The 17,690-nt window shown below is 66.0% G+C and carries 14 protein-coding genes; 8 read left to right on the top strand and 6 right to left on the bottom strand.

The genetic code is table 11. The features are described 5' to 3' along the window. Window positions 1-30: 30 nt before the first annotated feature. The 5 genes from maiA to DY467_RS23365 form a co-directional block, all read right to left on the bottom strand. Window positions 31-687 carry a maleylacetoacetate isomerase gene (gene maiA, locus DY467_RS23385; protein WP_164639342.1) on the bottom strand — a complete coding sequence of 219 codons (657 nt, stop codon included), beginning with the start codon at window positions 685-687 and terminating at the stop codon, window positions 31-33. Next, the gene (gene hmgA / locus DY467_RS23380; protein ID WP_164639340.1) at window positions 684-2,030 is read right to left on the bottom strand and encodes a homogentisate 1,2-dioxygenase; all 1,347 of its coding nucleotides are present in this window, start codon (window positions 2,028-2,030) and stop codon (window positions 684-686) included. The genes maiA and hmgA overlap by 4 nt, the downstream gene beginning before the upstream one ends. Window positions 2,031-2,086: 56 nt before the next feature. Beyond that, window positions 2,087-3,040, bottom strand: coding sequence for an MBL fold metallo-hydrolase (locus DY467_RS23375; RefSeq protein WP_107357141.1), 954 nt, complete (start codon window positions 3,038-3,040; stop codon window positions 2,087-2,089). 224 nt (window positions 3,041-3,264) lie between these two features. After that, on the bottom strand, window positions 3,265-3,480 hold the full coding sequence (locus DY467_RS23370; protein WP_164639338.1) for a DUF2783 domain-containing protein: 216 nt from the start codon (window positions 3,478-3,480) through the stop codon (window positions 3,265-3,267). Next, window positions 3,477-5,102: an FAD-dependent oxidoreductase gene (locus tag DY467_RS23365; RefSeq protein ID WP_349627683.1), complete on the bottom strand. Its 1,626-nt coding sequence runs from the start codon at window positions 5,100-5,102 to the stop codon at window positions 3,477-3,479. The genes DY467_RS23370 and DY467_RS23365 overlap by 4 nt, the downstream gene beginning before the upstream one ends. 120 nt (window positions 5,103-5,222) lie before the next feature. Between DY467_RS23365 and DY467_RS23360 the strand changes: the two genes are divergently transcribed. The 7 genes from DY467_RS23360 to DY467_RS23330 all read left to right on the top strand — a co-directional run bounded on the left by DY467_RS23360 (window position 5,223) and on the right by DY467_RS23330 (window position 15,116). Then, the gene (locus DY467_RS23360; protein WP_164639334.1) at window positions 5,223-5,720 is read left to right on the top strand and encodes a MarR family winged helix-turn-helix transcriptional regulator; all 498 of its coding nucleotides are present in this window, start codon (window positions 5,223-5,225) and stop codon (window positions 5,718-5,720) included. A gap of 168 nt (window positions 5,721-5,888) precedes the next feature. Next, on the top strand, window positions 5,889-7,307 hold the full coding sequence (locus DY467_RS23355) for a caspase family protein (RefSeq protein ID WP_164639332.1): 1,419 nt from the start codon (window positions 5,889-5,891) through the stop codon (window positions 7,305-7,307). A gap of 124 nt (window positions 7,308-7,431) precedes the next feature. Continuing rightward, a complete protein-coding gene (locus DY467_RS23350; protein ID WP_164639330.1) occupies window positions 7,432-8,082 on the top strand; it encodes an OmpA family protein in 651 nt (216 codons plus the stop codon). Between the two features lie 159 nt (window positions 8,083-8,241). Then, window positions 8,242-9,129 (top strand): efflux RND transporter periplasmic adaptor subunit, encoded by an 888-nt coding sequence (locus tag DY467_RS23345; RefSeq protein ID WP_164639328.1) that lies wholly within the window; start codon window positions 8,242-8,244, stop codon window positions 9,127-9,129. After that, window positions 9,129-12,278: an efflux RND transporter permease subunit gene (locus DY467_RS23340; RefSeq protein WP_164639326.1), complete on the top strand. Its 3,150-nt coding sequence runs from the start codon at window positions 9,129-9,131 to the stop codon at window positions 12,276-12,278. Before DY467_RS23345 ends, DY467_RS23340 begins: the two co-directional genes overlap by 1 nt. Before the next feature lie 42 nt (window positions 12,279-12,320). Then, window positions 12,321-14,138 (top strand): AsmA family protein, encoded by a 1,818-nt coding sequence (locus DY467_RS23335; RefSeq protein ID WP_164639325.1) that lies wholly within the window; start codon window positions 12,321-12,323, stop codon window positions 14,136-14,138. A gap of 81 nt (window positions 14,139-14,219) precedes the next feature. Further along, the gene (locus DY467_RS23330) at window positions 14,220-15,116 is read left to right on the top strand and encodes an efflux RND transporter periplasmic adaptor subunit (RefSeq protein WP_164639322.1); all 897 of its coding nucleotides are present in this window, start codon (window positions 14,220-14,222) and stop codon (window positions 15,114-15,116) included. Between the two features lie 61 nt (window positions 15,117-15,177). Here DY467_RS23330 and DY467_RS23325 read toward each other — a convergent pair whose 3' ends face one another. Continuing rightward, window positions 15,178-15,432: a superinfection immunity protein gene (locus DY467_RS23325; RefSeq protein WP_164639320.1), complete on the bottom strand. Its 255-nt coding sequence runs from the start codon at window positions 15,430-15,432 to the stop codon at window positions 15,178-15,180. Window positions 15,433-15,986: 554 nt separating this feature from the next. Between DY467_RS23325 and DY467_RS23320 the strand changes: the two genes are divergently transcribed. Continuing rightward, window positions 15,987-17,666 (top strand): methyl-accepting chemotaxis protein, encoded by a 1,680-nt coding sequence (locus DY467_RS23320; protein WP_164639318.1) that lies wholly within the window; start codon window positions 15,987-15,989, stop codon window positions 17,664-17,666. The last annotated feature ends 24 nt before the right edge of the window (window positions 17,667-17,690 follow it).

Raw genomic sequence — 17,690 nt, 5'->3', positions numbered from 1 at the left:
TCCCCCTCCAGGGGAGGGTATTCGTCACATTCACTCCGCATCCGGCTGCCGGCCCGGCTCCGCGGCGACGAAGGCGTCGATCTTCATTGCTTCGGCTTCGATCTGGCGGATGCGTTCGAACGGGGCGAGGTCGGCATCGAAGCGACGGGCGTTGAACACTTGCGGGACGATACAGATGTCCGCGAGCGTCGGCCTATGGCCGAACGCGAACGGCCCCGGCGTCTGCGCCAGCCGCGCCTCGATCGCTGCAAAGCCCTGTTCGATCCATTCCTTCGACCAACGGGCGCGGTCGATCTCGTCGACGCCGAGTTCGCTGAGCCGCTTCAGGATGCGCAGGTTTCCGATCGGATGGATATCGCAGGCCACCGCATAGGCGATCTCGCGCACGATGGCGCGAGCCTTCGGGTCTTTCGGCAGCAGCGGCGGCTCGGGGTGGGTCTCGTCGAGATACTCGATGATCGCCAGCGATTGCCCGACGTTGAACTCGCCCTCGCTCCAATACGGCACCAGGCCGGCCGGATTGATCCAGCGGAACGCCTCCAGGTTCTGTTCGCCGTTGCGCAAATGCACGTAACGCTGCGCCACCACGATGTTCTTCAGGTTCAGCGCGATCCGCACCCGATACGCCGCGGAGGAGCGGAAATAGCCGTACAGCACCGCGGCATCGTGATCCTGGGCTTTGGTCATGGCCGGTTCGGATCGAAGCGCTTTTCGAGGCCGTTCCAGCAGTCGGCGTAATCGTCCTGCAACAGACCGGAGGTCGCGGCGTATTCGGTGACGCGCTGCGGATAGCGGGTCTCGAACATGAACGCCATCGTGCCGGTCAGCTTCACCGGCTTCAATTCGCCGTTGCTGGCATGATCGAACGCCTCGCGATCGGGGCCGTGCGGCAGCATCATGTTGTGCAGCGACGCGCCGCCGGGCACGAAGCCCTGCGGCTTGGCGTCGTACACGCCGTAGATCAGCCCCATGAACTCCGACATGATGTTCATGTGATACCACGGCGGCCTAAACGTGTTCTCGGCCACCATCCAGCGCTCGGGGAAGATCACGAAGTCGATATTCGCGGTACCCGGCGTCTCGGACGGCGAGGTCAGCACCGTGAAGATCGACGGATCGGGATGATCGAAGCCGATCGCACCGACCGGCGAATAGGTCCGCAGGTCGTATTTGTACGGCGCGTAGTTGCCGTGCCAGGCGACGACATCGATCGGCGAATGCGGCAGCTTGGTCACGTACAGCGAGCCGCCCCATTTCACATACAGTTCGGTCGGCGTGTCCTTGTCCTCATAGGCGGCGACCGGCGTCAGGAAGTCGCGTGAATTGGCGAGGCAATTGGCGCCGATCGGGCCGCGCTCCGGCGGCGTGAACGCGCCGCCATAGTTTTCGCACAGATAACCGCGCGCCGGGCCATCGACCAGTTCGACCCGAAACTTGACGCCGCGCGGGATCACGGCAATCTCGGCCGGCTCGATGCTGACGACGCCGAATTCGGTGACGAGGCGCAGGCTGCCCTGCTGCGGCACGAACATCATCTCGCCGTCGGCATTGTAGAAGTGCTGATCGACCATCGACTGGGTGATCAGATAGAGATGCGTCGCCATTCCGGCCTGGGTGTTGACGTCGCCGGCCGTCGTCATGGTGCGCACGCCCTGCAGGAAAGTCAGCTTCTCCTGCGGCATCGGCGGCGGGTCCCAGCGCAGCTGCGCGATCGGCAAATCGTGCTCGAAGCACGGCGCCGAACGCCACAACCCCATATCGGCTTTGGCAAAGCGGCCGGAATGCTTCACCGAGGGACGAATGCGATACAGCCAGCTCCGCTCGTTGGCGCCGCGCGGTGCGGTGAAGGGCGATCCGGACAATTGCTCGGCGTAGAGACCATAGGCGCAGCGCTGCGGCGAATTGCGTCCCACCGGCAATGCGCCGGGCAGCGCCTCGGTCTCGAACGAATTGCCGAATCCTGACATGTAGCCGGGCGTGATGCCTTGCGATGAGCCGCCGAGGATCTGCGGCGCGGCATTGATGTTCATGGTCGTCCTCCGATCGGTTGGCGCGGACGCGGCCGAAGCCACGCTCGCGGTTCGGACTAACCGCCCTGCAGGGCGGCCCACATTTCGCGATCGCGCTCGGCGGTCCAGATCACCGGATCGTCGATGCCCGAGGCTTCGTCGAACGCGCGCGAGACGTTGAACGGCAGGCAGTGCTCATAGATGGCGAAGGATGCGAACTTCGGGTCCATCACCTCGCGGGTGGCGTCCCAGGTCTCCTTCAGGCTGCGGCCTTTGGCGACCGAGATCTCGGCGGCGCCGTACAGCGTGCCGACGAAATCGCGCGTCATCGCGATCGCCTCGCGCGTTGTCTCCAGCCCCTTCAGCGCGTCGCCGCGCCCGGGTGCGATCGCCTTCGGATTGAACTCGCGGATCTCGTTCAGCGTCGCCGGCCATTCGCGCAAGTAAGCGTCGCCGCAATAGCAGGCCGAGTGATACTCGACGAGGTCTCCGGTGAACATCACCTGCGCGTCCGGCACCCAGGCGACGATGTCACCCGACGTATGGCCGGCGCCGAGCTGCATCAGCCGCACCTCACGCTTGCCGAGGAAGACCGACATCTCGCCGTCGAACGCCAGCGTCGGCCAAGTCAGCCCCGGGATGCTCTCGGCGTCCTGGAACAGCCGCGGAAACCGGCCATATTCCGAATCCCAATCCTGCTGGCCGCGCTCCTCGATCAGCCGATAGGTTTCCTGCGACGCGATGATGCCTTGCGCCTGATAGGCCGACGCGCCGAGCACGCGCACCGCATGATAGTGCGACAGCACCACATATTTGATCGGCTTGTCGGTGACGCTGCGAACGCGCTCGATCACCTTATTGGCCATCGCCGGCGTCGCTTGCGCGTCGAACACCAGACAGCCGTCGTCGCCGACGATCACCGCCGAATTTGGATCACCCTCCGCCGTGAATGCGTACAGATCGGGACCGATCTCGGAAAACGTCACCTTCTTCTCAGCGAGGTCGGTGGTGGAGGCAAAGCCTTTGGCCATGTGGGGTCCTTGTTAGTTGTCGACTCGTTCACGCGCTTGCGCGCTGAGCGTTCCAGGTTCGTCATTCCGGGGCGCTCGCGCAGCGAGCGAACCCGGAATCCCGAGCTGTTCTGCGATCGCCGCTTCGCACCATCACTTCGAGATTCCGGGTTCGCGCTGCGCGCGCCCCGGAATGACGAACCTTGGGGCGATGTGCTTGCGCCGCGCGATGTCGTTGACGCCGCTCACTCCCGTTCCCCCTCCACCACGCTCCGCTTCGCCAGCGCCGTTGCCTCGCGAAGCAGATCGAGATCGCCGAGGTGGTTGGCGAGGATCAGCACCAGCGCGGCGTCGAGTGAGGCGCTCTGCTCGTCGCTGAGGCCGCGATGCGTCTCGACGATCAGCCGATAGGCGGCATCGGGATCGGCGAAGTTGCTCTTGGTCGACAGCACGGCACTCATGGCGTGCTCCTCCCACATGCCCGCGCCAGCGCTGCGTCGACGGCAGCCTGCGTCGGATGGCGGAACCGGGCGGCGACGTAGCCGTCGGGGCGCAGCAGATAGGCCGCACCGGGCGTGGCGTCGTAGCGCGCGGCGAATACGCCGTCGTCGTCGCGCAGCGAGGCGTCGTCGCCGATCCGGAGGCTGCGGACGCCTTGTGGCACCGGCGCCGCACTACCGTTGGCGCGCTCCAGCAGCACGAAGCCGCCGCCGGCCTGCATGAAGGCTTCGGTCAGATAGATCGGCGCGCCGTCGGCCGTCTTCAGCGGCGCATCGCGCATCGCGGCTCCCGGCTCGGGCCCGCTGGTCCACACATCGGTGTCGCGGGTCGAGAGCGGCGAGTCGTAGACCGAGGGCGTCGACAGCCGCCCGGCATTGACCATCCGCTTGGCGAATTCGACATCGTGCGCCAGCGCCAGCACCGCATCGCGCAGCCGGCGTTCCTGCTTGGAATGCGGCGCGATGAAATCGGTCGAGCGGGTGGAGTGACGGATGTTGTCGTCGGCCGCCTGGCTGCGCTCGATATCGTAGCTGTCGAGCAGGCTGGCCGGCGCCTGCCCGCGCAATATCAGATCGAGCTTCCAGGCGAGGTTCTCGCCATCCTCCAGACCGGAGTTCGCGCCGCGCGCGCCGAACGGCGACACCTGATGCGCCGAGTCGCCGGCGAAGATCACCCGCTCGTGCAGGAAGCGTTGCATCCGCCGGCATTGGAACTTGTAGATCGAGATCCACTCGAAGCTGAAATCGCCGTGGCCGAGCATCCGCTCGATCCGCGGCCGCACCCGCTCCGGCTGGCGCTCGACCGCGGCATCGGCCTCGGCGCCAATCTGTAGATCGATCCGCCAGACGTCGTCGGGCTGGCGATGCAACAATGCCGACTGGCCGGAATGGAACGGCGGATCGAACCAGAACCAGCGCTCGGTCGGAAACTCCGCCGTCATCTTCACGTCGGCGATCAGGAACTGATCTTCGAAAACTTCGCCGGCGAACTCGGCGCCGACCATGCCGCGCAGGCTGGAGCGGGCACCGTCGCAGGCGATCACATAGTCGGCGGCAAGACGATACGGCCCATCCGGCGTCTCGATCGTCAGCTCGGCGTGGTCGTTGTGCTGGGCGAGCGCCGTCACCTTGTTGCGCCAGCGCAGATCGATTCCCGGCAGTTGCTGGACACGGCCGACCAGGAATGCCTCGGCGTAGTATTGCTGCAGATTGATGAAGGCCGGCATCTTATGGCCGGTCTCCGGCAGCAGGTCGAAGCGGTACACCATCTCGTCGCGGCGAAAGATCTTGCCGACCTGCCAGACGACACCCTTCTCGACCATCTGCGCCCCGACGCCGAGCCGGTCCCAGACTTCAAGAGCACGCTTGGAGAAGCAGATCGCGCGCGAGCCTTCGCCGATCCGGTCGGCATCGTCCAGCAGCACCACGTTCTGGCCGCGCTGCGCCAGATCGATCGCCAGCGACAGTCCGACCGGGCCGGCGCCAACCACCACGACCGGATGGCGCGCGGGGTCCTGGCGATCCTGATCCGGGTGCCGGCGATAGCCGAACTGAAAATGCTCTTGATGGGCCATCGGCCTCAGCCCTGTCGACCCGTCCGCCCGTGCAAAGCGCTGGTCAAGGCGTCCTCCTGCGTGATAGTTTCATTTGCAACTATCTAAGCCGCAGTCGTCGCGCCGCGCAACCCGGCCCCGGAGATTTTTTTGACGAAGCTCGATTTGTTCTCGTTCGTGCCGTTCCAGCTCAACCGGCTGGCCGCGGAAGTCAGCGCTGCGCTCTCGGAAGAGTATCAGCAGCGCTATGGGCTGGATATTCCGGGCTGGCGCATTCTCGCCACCCTCGGTTTCCGCAACGATGCCTGTACGGCCCAGTTCATTGCGCAGTGCACACGCACCCACAAATCGACCATCAGTCGTGCGGTGACCGGCCTGTTGGAGCGCGAACTGATCGAACGCGTCGAGAACAAGGACGATCGCCGCGAGTTTCGGCTACGGCTCACCAAGAAAGGCCGCGCGCTGTATCACGAGCTGGTGCCGCGGCTGAAACGCAAGGAACAGGAGATTCTGTCCTGCCTGTCCGCGCGGGAGCGCGACCAATTGGCCACCGCTCTCGGCAAGATCGAGCGGCATCTGAACCTGATCCAGGCCAGCCACGACCATTCCGAGACGGCGCCAACAAAACTGCCGGCGTCGGTCGGATAGCATTTCCGATCTACGCGTCGCGATCTGGAAATACCGGGCTGCTACGACGAGCGGAGCCGCCACCGGGGACGATTGACAGGCGCAGCGACGGCGGGGTGAGATGCGGTGCACAAAGACTGAGTTAATCGCCTCGTCCACGCAGCCCCGCCTCTGCAGGTCCCGCATCGCATGAAGATCCGCCTCGGTTTGGTCGTGCTGATGGTCGCCGCAATTGTCGCGGCACCACGTTGCTTCGCCGCAGATAGTTCGGCGCCGCGGGTCGCGCTGGTGATCGGCAACAGTAAATATCCGGACGCCGACAAGCCGCTAAGCCAAGCGGTCAGCGATGCCCGCGAATTCGCCGACGAGCTGAAGCGTGCCGGCTTCGATGCCGAACTCGGGGAGGACCTGAGCGGCGATGCGATGCGCCGTGCGTTCGACCGGCTGTATCAGCGGACCAAACCCGGCGCAGCCGCGCTGGTGTTCTTCAGCGGGTTCGGCATCCAGTCCGGCCGGCAGAGCTACCTGATCCCGGTCGATGCGCAGATCTGGACCGAGCCCGACGTCCGGCGGGACGGCATCGCGCTCGAGAGCGTTCTCAATGAGCTGAACAGTCGCGGCGCTTCGGTCAAAATTGCACTGGCCGACGCCTCGCGCCGCAATCCGTTCGAGCGCCGCTTTCGCAGTTTCTCTGCCGGCCTCGCTCCGGTGATTGCTCCGAGCGGCTCGCTGGTGATGTACGCCGCCGCACTGAGCGCCGTCGTCACCGACAATGACAGTGCGCATAGCCCGTTCGTCAGCGCGTTGCGCGAGGAAATCCGCACGCCGGGGCTGTCCGCCGAGGAGGCTTTCAATCGCACCCGGACAGCGGTCACCCGGGCCTCGCGCGGCGAGCAGGTGCCGTGGATCTCGTCCTCATTGGCTGAAGATTTCGTCTTCGTCCCCGGCGCTACGACGGCGGAGAAACCGACTGCAGCGAAACCGCCGGCTGCCACTGCGCCAATGGAGGCCGCCAAGCCGGCACCAGCACCACTGGAGGCCAAGCTGCCGCAGGCCGCGGAAGCAAAGCCGGCGAGCGGCGGCGACGACGACAAACTGGTGCTGGCGCTGGCAAGCGATCCGACGGTGAAATCGCTGACCGCGCAGATTGCGGACAAGCCGTCCGACGGCAATGCGTATTACCGGCGCGGTCAGGTCTATGCCAGCAAGGGCGCCTACCGGACCGCCATCAAGGACTTCGACGAAGCAATCCGGCTGAACGGCAAGGATGTCGAAGCCTACAACAACCGCTGCTGGGTGCGGACCGTGATCGGCGAACTCGAGCCCGCGCTCGCCGACTGCGATCAGGCGCTGCAGCTGCGTCCGAACTTCGTTGATGCGCTGGATAGCCGCGGGCTGTTGCATCTGAAGAGCGGCCGCGACAAGGCCGCGATCGCCGACTTCGACGCCGCGCTCAAGGTCAATCCACGGCTGACCTCGTCGCTGTACGGCCGCGGGCTGGCGCGCAAGCGGATCGGGCTCACCTCCGAAGGCGAGATCGACCTGACCACCGCCAAAAAGCTCGATCCCAATATCGGCAAGGAGTTCGCCGGCTACGGTGTGAAGTAGGCGTGACAGTTTCGCTTCACCGTCTCCCGGCGTTGAACCTGCCGCCGCGATGGCGCGACGATCAGGAACGACGCGATCCAGATCCTCCGCCAGCGAACGCCCGCCAATCGCAGGAGACCGAACGATGACCAGGAAGACTGCAGCCCGACACCGCGCCCTGCTCGGCGCTTTCATGCTCGGTCTCGGTGCAGCTCTCCCATTTGGCGCCGCATCGGCCGGAGAGTTGACGTCGGACCAGATCGTGCGGGCGCTGACGCCGAACAAGCCGCTGACCCGCAGCCTATCGGCCGCACAGCCGGCCACCGCAACCGCCGACCCAGCTCAGATCAAGTTCGTCGACGGCCTGCGCAACCGGCCGACGCGATCGCTGTCGTCCGCCGAACGGACCCAGATCGCCGAGATCACCAAGGACAAGCCGAACATCGATCTCGAAATCACCTTCGACTACAACTCCGCGACGATCAGCCGCCAGGCGGCGCCGGCAGTCGAAGCACTCGGCAAGGCGCTGTCGAGCGCCGATCTGAAGGGCGCAACCTTCGTGGTTGCCGGCCATACCGACAGCGTCGGCAGTGACAGCTTCAATCAGGACCTGTCGGAACGTCGCGCCGACACCATCAAGCGGGTGCTGGTCGAGAAGTACGGCATCGCGGGCGCCGACCTCGTCACCGTCGGTTATGGCGAGAGCCGGCTGAAAGATCCGGCGCATCCCGACAGCGGCGTCAATCGCCGGGTGCAGGTGGTCAACATGTCGGACCAGAGCGCCGCGGCCAAATGAGCAGCGTTCCAGCTGATACCGGCGTCGCTTCAAGGCGTTCCGCTGCCGCGGGACGCCTTCGCTGTTTTGTCACTATTGGTCGGTGTATAGAGGGCCCGGCGCGCCCGAGCGTGAAACCGGACTAACGCCAAGCCAGTCGAAAGTTCGCCGAGTACCAAGATGATCAATGCGTGGATCCGCCCGAACCTGTCGCCGGCACGCGCTGCGATCGCTGCCGGCCTGCTCTGTGGCCTGGTCACGATGGCTCATGCGGATCAGCCTGCCGGCAATGCCGGTGTGCAGGTCGTCGTCGCCAAGGCGACCAGCGCCTGCTTTTCCGACAAGGTTCGGGTCACCGGCTTCGTGGTGCCGCGCAAGGAAGCGGTGGTGATCGCCGATAGCGACGGCCGCGTCACCGACGTGCTGGTGCGCGAGGGCGATGTCGTCACCGACAATCAGGATGTCGTTCGAGTGACCGGTCCCGGCGGCAGTAGGACGCTGAAGGCGCCGGCCGCCGGCCTGATCACCGAGGTGCGGACGATCGCCGGCGCACCCGCTTCGCCGCTCGCAGGACCGATGCTGCGGATCGCGGTCGGCAACGACCTCGAAATCGATGCCGAAGTGCCGAGCATTCACGCCCTGAAAGTCGGCCCCGGTGCCACCGCGCGGATCAGCCGTGACGACGGCACCGAACTCACCGGCACGGTGCGGCTCGCCGCGCCGCAGATCGACCGCAAGACTCAATTCGGCCAGGTGCGGATTGCGCTCGCCGCCTCGCCTGCCCTCAAGGTCGGGATGTTCGTGCGCGTCACCATCGATGCGCGGCGAAGCTGCGGCGTCGCGATCCCGCGCTCGGCGATCGACCACGCCACCGTACAGGTGGTGAAGGACAACGTCGTCGAAACCCGCGCGGTCAAGGTCGGCCTGACCTCCGATCATGCGATCGAGATCATCGACGGGGTCCGCGAAGGCGAAATCGTGGTGGCCGACGCCGGCACCTCGCTGCACGACGGCGACCGCATCAAGCCGATCTTCACCGACGATTCCGAGCGATCGAAAGCGCGCTGATGGGCCTCAACGTTTCCTCCTGGTCGATCCGGCACCCGCTGCCCTCGATCGTGTTCTCGATCATCCTGCTGGCGCTGGGCTGGATCAGCTTCACCAAGCTGGCGGTGACGCGGCTGCCGAGCGCCGACATCCCGGTGATTTCGGTGGCGGTGTCGCAGTTCGGCGCGGCGCCGGCCGAGCTGGAAGCGCAGGTCACCAAGACGATCGAGGACGGCGTTTCCGGCGTCGAAGGCGTCCGCCACATCGCCTCGTCGATCACCGACGGCCTGTCGGTGACGACGATCCAGTTCGCGCTGGAAACCAACACCGACCGCGCGCTCAACGACGTCAAAGACGCGGTGACGCGCGTTCGCGCCAACCTGCCGCAGAACATCAACGAGCCGCTGATCCAGCGCGTCGACGTCATCGGCCTGCCGATCGTCACCTACGCGGCGATCTCGCCCGGCAAGACGCCGGAGCAACTGTCCTGGTTCGTCGACGATGTCGTCAAACGCGCGCTGCAGGGCGTGCGCGGCGTTGCCCAGGTCGAACGCATCGGCGGTGTCGAGCGCGAGATCCTGGTGTCGCTCGATCCCGACCGGCTCAAAGCCGCAGGGCTGACCGCGCTCGACGTGTCGCGCCGGCTGCGCGGCACCAATGTCGATCTCGCTGGCGGCCGCGCCGAGATCGGCAACAACGATCAGGCGATCCGCACCCTCGCCGGCGCCCGCACGCTCAACGATCTCGCCGGCACCATGATCAGCCTGAATGCCGGCGGCGAGGTGCGGCTCGACGATCTCGGCACCGTCACCGACACCATCGCGGCGCGCCACACCTTCGCGCGCTTCAACGGCGAGCCGGTGGTGGCGCTCGGCATCAAGCGCTCCAAGGGCGCCAGCGACGTCGTGGTCGCCGAGGCGGTGCAGAAGCGGATCGATGCGCTGAAGGCGCAATATCCCGACGTCGAGCTGAAGCTGATCGACACCTCGGTCGACTACACCAAAGGCAATTACGAGGCGGCGATCTCGACGCTGTTCGAGGGCGCGATCCTCGCCGTGATCGTGGTGTTCCTGTTCCTGCGCGACTTCCGCGCCACCGTCATCGCGGCGATCTCGCTGCCGCTGTCGATCTTCCCGGCGTTCTGGGCGATGGACATGCTGGGGTTCTCGCTGAACCTCGTCAGCTTCCTTGCGATCACGCTGTCGACCGGCATCCTGGTCGATGACGCCATCGTCGAGATCGAGAACATCGTCCGCCACATGCGGATGGGCAAGTCGCCGTATCAGGCGGCGATCGAGGCCGCCGACGAGATCGGCCTCGCGGTGATCGCGATCTCGCTGACCATCATCGCGATCTTCGCGCCGGCCAGCTTCATGTCGGGCATCGCCGGACAGTTCTTCAAGCAGTTCGGCATCACCGTCTCGGTGCAGGTGTTCTTCTCGCTGCTGGCGGCGCGGTTCGTCACGCCGGTGCTGGCGGCGTATTTCCTGAAAGATCATCCGCACGTCGAGAAACCGCCGGGCCGCGTGCTGCGCGCCTATACGCGGGTCGTCACCTGGTCGGTGCAGCATTATTACATCACGGTGCTGATCGGGCTCGGCATCTTCGCCGCTTCGATCTGGAGCATCGTGTTGCTGCCGCAGGGGTTCTTGCCGGCGCAGGACACCGCACGCTCGGTGCTGGCGATGCAGCTGCCGCCCGGCACCCAGATCGGCACCACCGAGAAGACCACCGAGGCGATCGTCAAGCTGCTGCGCGAGCGGCCCGAGGTGAAGAGCGTATTCGTCGACGGCGGCCGGGTGCCGCCCGGCATCCAGGAAGTCCGCCGCGCCTCGCTGATCATCAACTACACGCCGAAGCACGACCGCTCGATCACCCAGCGCGACCTGGAACACGCGATCAGCAGACAGCTCGATCAGGTGCCGGACATCCGCTACTGGTTCCTCGACGAGAACGGCCTGCGCGCGATCTCGCTGGTGGTGACCGGCGACGACAGCGCCGTCGTCAACAACGTCGCCCAGGAACTCGCGTCGCAGATGAAGCGGATTCCGCTGATCTCCAACGTGATCTCGGAGACGGCGCTGGACCGGCCCGAGCTGCGGATCCGCCCGCGCGCCGATCTCGCCGCCCGGCTCGGCGTCTCGACCGAGAGCCTGTCCGAGACCATCCGGGTTGCGACCATCGGCGACGTCGGCCCGGCGCTCGCCAAGTTCGACGCCGGCGACCGGCTGGTGCCGATCCGGGTGCAGCTGGAAGATTCGGCGCGCGGCGAGCTCGCCACGCTCGAACAGCTTCAGGTGCCGATCTATGGCGGCCGCGGCGCGGTGCCGCTGTCGGTCGTGGCCGACGTCAAGTTCGATCAGGGTCCGACCAGCATCAACCGCTATGACCGGCTGCGCCAGGCCACCGTCGCGGCCGACCTGGTCGGCAATTCCGCACTCGGCGACGCCACCAAGCAGATCAACGAGCTGCCGGTGATGAAGTCGCTGCCGAAGGGCGTCAAAGTCAGCCCCTCCGGCGATGCCGAAAACCTCGCCGAGCTGTCGGACGGCTTTGCCACCGCGATCAGCGGCGGCCTGATGATGGTCTATGCGGTGCTGGTGCTGCTGTTCGGCACTTTCCTGCAGCCGATCACCATCCTGTTCTCGCTGCCGCTGTCGATCGGCGGCGCGATCGGGGCACTGTTGCTGACCGGCAAACAGCTCACGACGCCGGTGTGGATCGGCATCCTGATGCTGATGGGCATCGTCACCAAGAACGCCATCATGCTGATCGAATTCGCCATGGAGGCGATACGCGAGGGCAAGAGCCGCGACGCCGCGATCATCGATGCCGGCCAAAAGCGCGCCCGCCCGATCGTGATGACCACGATCGCGATGGTGGCCGGCATGATGCCGAGCGCGCTGGCATTCGGCGCCGGCGGCGAATTCCGCTCGCCGATGGCGCTGGCGGTGATCGGCGGCCTGATCTTTTCCACGGTGCTGTCGCTGATCTTCGTGCCTGCCGTGTTCATGATGATGGATGACGTCGGCCGCGGCTTCTGGGCGGTCGGCAAGCGACTGCTCAGCGGCAGCGCGCGCGACGCGGCCGAAGCCGTGCCCGCGGCGACACCACCCGCCAGTGCCGAGCCGGCGCCGACGGCCAAGAAGCCGTCGTTCTGGCGTGGCTAGGGTCGGTGGATCAGCGGGCAGCCGGATGCGTAAGGAGCCGAGATGAAGCCGATCAGGATCGCAGGCGCCATGGCGGCTCTGCTCCTCGTCGCGGCCACGCTGCTGATCGCGATCGGGATTCCGGCTGGCGCGCTGACCGGCGCGATTCAGAGCCGGATCGAGCGCGACACCGGCTATCGGGTGACGATCGCCGGGACCGGTACGGTCCGGCTGTTTCCGGCGGTCGCGCTCACCTTGCACGATGTCAGTGCCGAGTTGCCGGGTGGCCGCACCACCGATCCGCGGCTGAAGATCGCGACCGTCCGCGCCGAACTGCCGCTGACCAGCCTGATCTCGGCGACGCCGCGGCTCACCGAGCTGACCCTGATCAGTCCGGAACTACACCTGCCGCTGCTGCGCCGGCGCGACGAGGCCGGCGCCACGCCGGCGCCCGCGCCTAAAGGCAGCGCCGAGCTCGCCGACATCGAACGCATCGTGGTTCAGGACGGCGTCGTGGTGATGACCAGCACGGCCGACCGCGTCGAACGCCGCATTGCCGGCATTCAGGCCGACATCGAACGTGAGGATAACGAGGGGCCGATCACCGCCAGCGGCTCGGCCACGCTCGGCCGCTCGCCGGTGTCGTTCGAACTCACCGCCACGCCGCCGGCGGATGACAAGCAGCCGATGCTGATCGATCTCACGCTCGACGCGCCGGGGCTGCTGACGTCACGGCTCAGCGCCAAAGCGGAAGCGCGGCTGCGCGGCACCACGCTGGCGATCAACGGCGTCAGCGGCAGATTGGGCGACGCACCGTTCAATGGCTGGGCCTCGGTGGACATCGCCGGCAAGCCGCTGGTCAAGCTCGACCTCGACTTTCAGCGGCTCGACCTCGTCGCCATCACCCGGACCGCGCCACCCGGCTCGCCGTGGAGCGAAACGCCGCTCGATTTCGCCGGCCTGAACTACGTCGATGCCGAACTGCGGCTGTCCGCCACCGAGCTGAACATCGGTCCGGCTCGGATCGCACCGGCTTCGGCCGACGCCAAGCTCGCCGGCGGGGTGCTGGCGGTGCAAGCGAGCCGTCTCGCCGCCTATGGCGGACAAGCGACCGGGACGCTGGCGATCGACGCCTCCGGTGCGGTCCCGACGTTCGACCTGCAGGGCGATCTCAGCGGCGTGCACGCGCTGCCGCTGCTCGACGGGCTCGCCGATTTCGACCGGCTCGATGGCCGGCTGCAGGCCAAGCTGGCGCTACGCAGCAGCGGGAGCAGTGCGCGCGCAATCGCATCCGGCCTCAGCGGAAGCGCCGCGGTCGGACTGCGCGACGGCGCGATCCGCGGCATCGACGTCACCCGGATCATCCGCAATCTGACTGCGCATACCCAGGACGGCTGGCAGATCGCCCCGACCGACGCCACCGATCTCAGCGAATTCGCCGCCTCGTTCCGGATCGCCCAAGGCAAGGCCGAGACCTCCGATCTGAAGCTCGCCGGTCCGCTGGTGCGGATGACCGGCGCCGGCGCGATCGACCTGCCGACCAAAACGCTGGCGCTCAAAGTAGAGCCGAAGCTGGTGCTGACGACGCAGGGCCAGAGCCCGTTGGAGCGAAGTGTTGCGCCCGCCCCCGAGCCGATCGGCTTCGGCATTCCGGTCAGGATCGAGGGACCGTGGATTGCGCCGCGCATCTTTCCCGACATCGCCGGCGTGCTCGACGACCCGGATGCGGCGTATCAGCGTTTGCGCGAGATCGGCAGCGGTCTGTTCGGCCTGCTCGGCAGCAGCCGCGGCGATCGCAACAACTCAGGCGGCGCCAGCCGCTCCGACGACGATCACGGTGCGGCGGTGGACGCGATCATCAAGCAGCTGTTTGGACGGTGACGATCGATGCGAACCGGCAAGATCACGACGAGCGGAATTCGCGAGAGCAAAGCTTGGATGGCATCGAGGCAAGGATTCACCATGACCAGGCTGATCGCTGATCCCCTCCGTTTGGGGCCTGATCTTCAGCGTGCAACGCTGCTGGCTCTGGCGATCACCTGCGCGCTGGCATCTCCGGTCCGTGCCCAGGGAAGTGAAGCCGCCGCCCAGACCGTCACGGTCTTTCCCGCTGCCAAGGCCTGCTTTCCGGCGGTGGTCGAGGTGTCCGGATTCCTGATCCCGCGCGACGAAGTCTCGGTGCGACCGGACCGGCCCGGCGCCAAGATCAGCGACGTGCTGGTCGACCCCGGCGAGACCGTTACTCAGGGCCAACCCCTGGCGAAGCTCGACGGCGGCAGCACGGTTCAGGCGCCGGTCGCCGGCCTGGTGTCGGCTTCGACCGCTTTGATCGGCGCACCGGCGTCGCCAAAGGGCGAAGCGCTGTTCACCATCGTCAGCCGCGGCGAGTTCGATCTGGTCGGGCAGGTGCCGACCCGCGACATGCCGCGGCTGTCGATCGGCCAGACCGCGACCGTGAAGGTGGTCGGCGACAAAAACGAGATGCAGGGCAAGGTCCGCCGCGTCTCCGCCACGGTGGAGCCGAAGACCCAGCTCGGCAACGTGTTCGTCGGCATCAGCTCGGACAAGCGCCTGCTCGCCAACGCCTCCGGCCGCGCCACCATCAAGACCGGCGAGAGCTGCAACATCTCGGTGCCGCTCACCGCGGTGATCTACAATCCGGTCGGAACCATCGTGCAGGTCGTGCGGCGCCAGGTGGTCGAAACCCGCCGCGTCGAGATCGGCCTGATGAATGGCGGCAACGTCGAAATCCGCGAGGGTCTGAAGGAAGGCGACGTCGTCGTCGAACGCGCTGGCGCGCTACTCCGCGAAGGCGATGCGGTGCGCCCGGTGCTGGCCGCCGGCGCCTCGGCGAAATAGCACCGAGGCGCCTGACGGCTTCGGCCGCGACCGATCCGCCGCAAAGGGTTACGGCAACGAGCTATCGAACCAAAGACAAGCGAGGCTGGGGCCCCCGCTCCTTGTCGGCAAACACCGCGTAGTACAATGCGTAGGCCCAGCCGATGCCGGTCCAGCCGAGCAGCAGATTGCCGACGTAAAGTCCCCATTTGTATTCGACGTTGCGCGCGAACGCGATCAGCATCGGCGCGCAGTACAACGCAGCTGCAACGAGATACATCGACCAGACGATCGCCGGCATGTTGGCGTCGTAGGGCAGTCCAGCCAGTTCAGACATTGTCTTCCTCCATGAAACCTGATGAGAAACGGCACTGTCTTTCCCTTTGGAGCTGACGAGCAAACTGACGGGGCCGCTCCAGCGGCAACCCGACGAGGGATTATCGTTGTGTCGACTGTGCGAAAGACGCAACGCAGCAAACTTTGTTTGAAATCAAAAGTGCGGCGGGAAAGACTGCGTCACTTCAACGCGGCAACAGGCCGGTGATACCAGATCAAGGCATATGGCAGGTATCAGCGCGCCATTCACGACTGATATCAGGAATAACAGTCAGCAAAATTGCCGCACCCGAGACACATCGCACCTGTTGCACCCTACTGCGCTTCTTCTCGCAACTCCGCCCCGAATCGCATCAACGTCGCGAGAGGCGACTGCGTAGTTCGCCCAGGGCCGTCCCTCTCATCGGCATTTGCCGCTTTGGTAGTCCCACGAGTAACGCAACTGGTGCGCCGTGGGGTATTTAGGAACTCGTTCATTGAACCGAGACGCTGCTCCGGGACTCCAAAATCTCCCGCGGGTGAGTGATTTACGCGGCTTCGACCTGAGAGGCTTAGATGCGACTTTCAATCACCCGAGCGGTTCTGATGTTCGGCCTCATCATCGGCACAGGCCTGGCGGCGATATTCGGAGCAAGCCTGTACGGCCTCTCCCAGCTCAAGGTCGGCGGACCGCTGTATGAGCAGATCAAGCTCGGCAACGATCTGGTGGCCGATATCCTGCCGCCGCCCGCCTATGTGATCGAAGCCTATCTGGAAGCGACGCTGGCGCTGGAAGACCCCGGCTCTTCCGCGCTTCACCGCGAGCGGCTCGGCCGCCTCAAGAAGGAGTACCAGGACCGTCACGCCTTCTGGAGCAAGGCGCCACTCGAGCCGGCCATCAAGGCGCGGCTGATCGATGATTCCGACCGCGAGGTGCAGAAATTCTGGCGCATCATCGATGCGAGCCTGGTTCCGGCGATCGAGGCCAAGGATCCGGATGCCGCGATGCAGGCCTATAAGGATTTGACCGCCGCCTACACGGCGCATCGCGCGATCATCGACGACATCGTCAAGCGCACCAACGATCTCAACGCCGCCACCGAAGCCGCGACGGCGGTCCGCGTGACCGACCTTAATTATCTGCTGTGGGGCGTATCCGGCATCGTGTTCCTGCTGTTCGTGGCGGGGCTGACGGCGATCGTGAAAAGGGTGATCGTGCCGATCACCGGGATGACCGAAGTGATGCGGCGGCTGGCGAGCGGCGATCGGGCCGTTGCCATTCCGGCGATCGAGCGTGGCGACGAAGTCGGCGCGATGGCGCGGGCCGTTCAGGTGTTCAAGGACAATGCGCTGCGGGTCGAAGCCATGGAGTCCGAGCAGGGCATCAAGGCGCGAGCCGACGCCGACCGCCGCGCCGAGATGCACAAGATGGCCGACGACCTGGATCGTGCCATCGGCCGCATCGTTCAGACCGTGACCTCCACCTCCGCCGACATGGAAGCAGCCGCCAGACAGCTCGAGAGCGGGGCCGAGACCACCCAGCACTTGGCGACGACAGTGGCGGCGGCTTCGCAGCAATCCAGTGCAACGGCGCAATCCGCGTCCGTCTCCTGCAACGAGGTAGCCTCATCGGCCTCGCAGATCGGTCAGCAGGTCCGGCAATCGCAGAACATTTCCCAGGCTGCCGTCCGGCAGGCGCAGGAAACCAACGCGCGGATCGCCGAGCTTTCGAAGGCGGCCGGGCGCATCGGCGATGTGGTGGATCTGATCAACGCGGTTGCGTCACAGACCAACCTGCTGGCGCTCAACGCCACCATCGAAGCCGCGCGCGCCGGCGAGGCCGGCCGGGGCTTCGCCGTCGTAGCCGCCGAAGTGAAGGCGCTGGCCGCGCAGACCGCGCGCGCGACCGACGAGATCACCGAACAGATCGCCCAGATGACGGCGGCGACCGAATCGTCGGTGTCGGCGATCGAGGCGATCGGCAACACCATCCTGCAGATCTCGGAGATTTCGGATTCGACCGCCTCGGCCGTCGATCACCAAGGCGCCGCGATGCGCGAGATCGCCAGCACGGTGCGGCAATCGGCGGATGCGGCGACCGAAGTCTCGGGGACGATCGGGGCGGTCCGCGAGGGCGCTGAGAAAACCGGCGCGGCCTCCACGCATGTGCACGATCTCGCCGCCGCGCTGCTGGCGGAAAGCCGCCATCTCAAGACCGAGGTCGACCGCTTCTCGGCCGCGGTGCGAGCGGCCTGATCGCGGAGCGCGGCGCTGTCCGGC

Source organism: Rhodopseudomonas sp. BR0G17 (assembly GCF_010907025.1).
In the GTDB taxonomy this organism is placed as follows: domain Bacteria; phylum Pseudomonadota; class Alphaproteobacteria; order Rhizobiales; family Xanthobacteraceae; genus Rhodopseudomonas; species Rhodopseudomonas palustris_H.
The sequence above is the reverse complement of the archived record's forward strand: the minus strand, read 5'-3'. Positions and strand labels throughout refer to the sequence as shown.

Coding starts and splice junctions, on each gene's coding strand:
- DY467_RS23330 (WP_164639322.1), top strand. CDS start 14,220: ATGACCAGGCTGATCGCTGATCCCCTCCGTTTGGGGCCTGATCTTCAG.
- DY467_RS23370 (WP_164639338.1), bottom strand. CDS start 3,480: ATGAGTGCCGTGCTGTCGACCAAGAGCAACTTCGCCGATCCCGATGCC.
- DY467_RS23355 (WP_164639332.1), top strand. CDS start 5,889: ATGAAGATCCGCCTCGGTTTGGTCGTGCTGATGGTCGCCGCAATTGTC.
- DY467_RS23350 (WP_164639330.1), top strand. CDS start 7,432: ATGACCAGGAAGACTGCAGCCCGACACCGCGCCCTGCTCGGCGCTTTC.
- DY467_RS23340 (WP_164639326.1), top strand. CDS start 9,129: ATGGGCCTCAACGTTTCCTCCTGGTCGATCCGGCACCCGCTGCCCTCG.
- DY467_RS23335 (WP_164639325.1), top strand. CDS start 12,321: ATGAAGCCGATCAGGATCGCAGGCGCCATGGCGGCTCTGCTCCTCGTC.
- hmgA (WP_164639340.1), bottom strand. CDS start 2,030: ATGAACATCAATGCCGCGCCGCAGATCCTCGGCGGCTCATCGCAAGGC.
- DY467_RS23375 (WP_107357141.1), bottom strand. CDS start 3,040: ATGGCCAAAGGCTTTGCCTCCACCACCGACCTCGCTGAGAAGAAGGTG.
- DY467_RS23325 (WP_164639320.1), bottom strand. CDS start 15,432: ATGTCTGAACTGGCTGGACTGCCCTACGACGCCAACATGCCGGCGATC.
- maiA (WP_164639342.1), bottom strand. CDS start 687: ATGACCAAAGCCCAGGATCACGATGCCGCGGTGCTGTACGGCTATTTC.
- DY467_RS23345 (WP_164639328.1), top strand. CDS start 8,242: ATGATCAATGCGTGGATCCGCCCGAACCTGTCGCCGGCACGCGCTGCG.
- DY467_RS23320 (WP_164639318.1), top strand. CDS start 15,987: ATGCGACTTTCAATCACCCGAGCGGTTCTGATGTTCGGCCTCATCATC.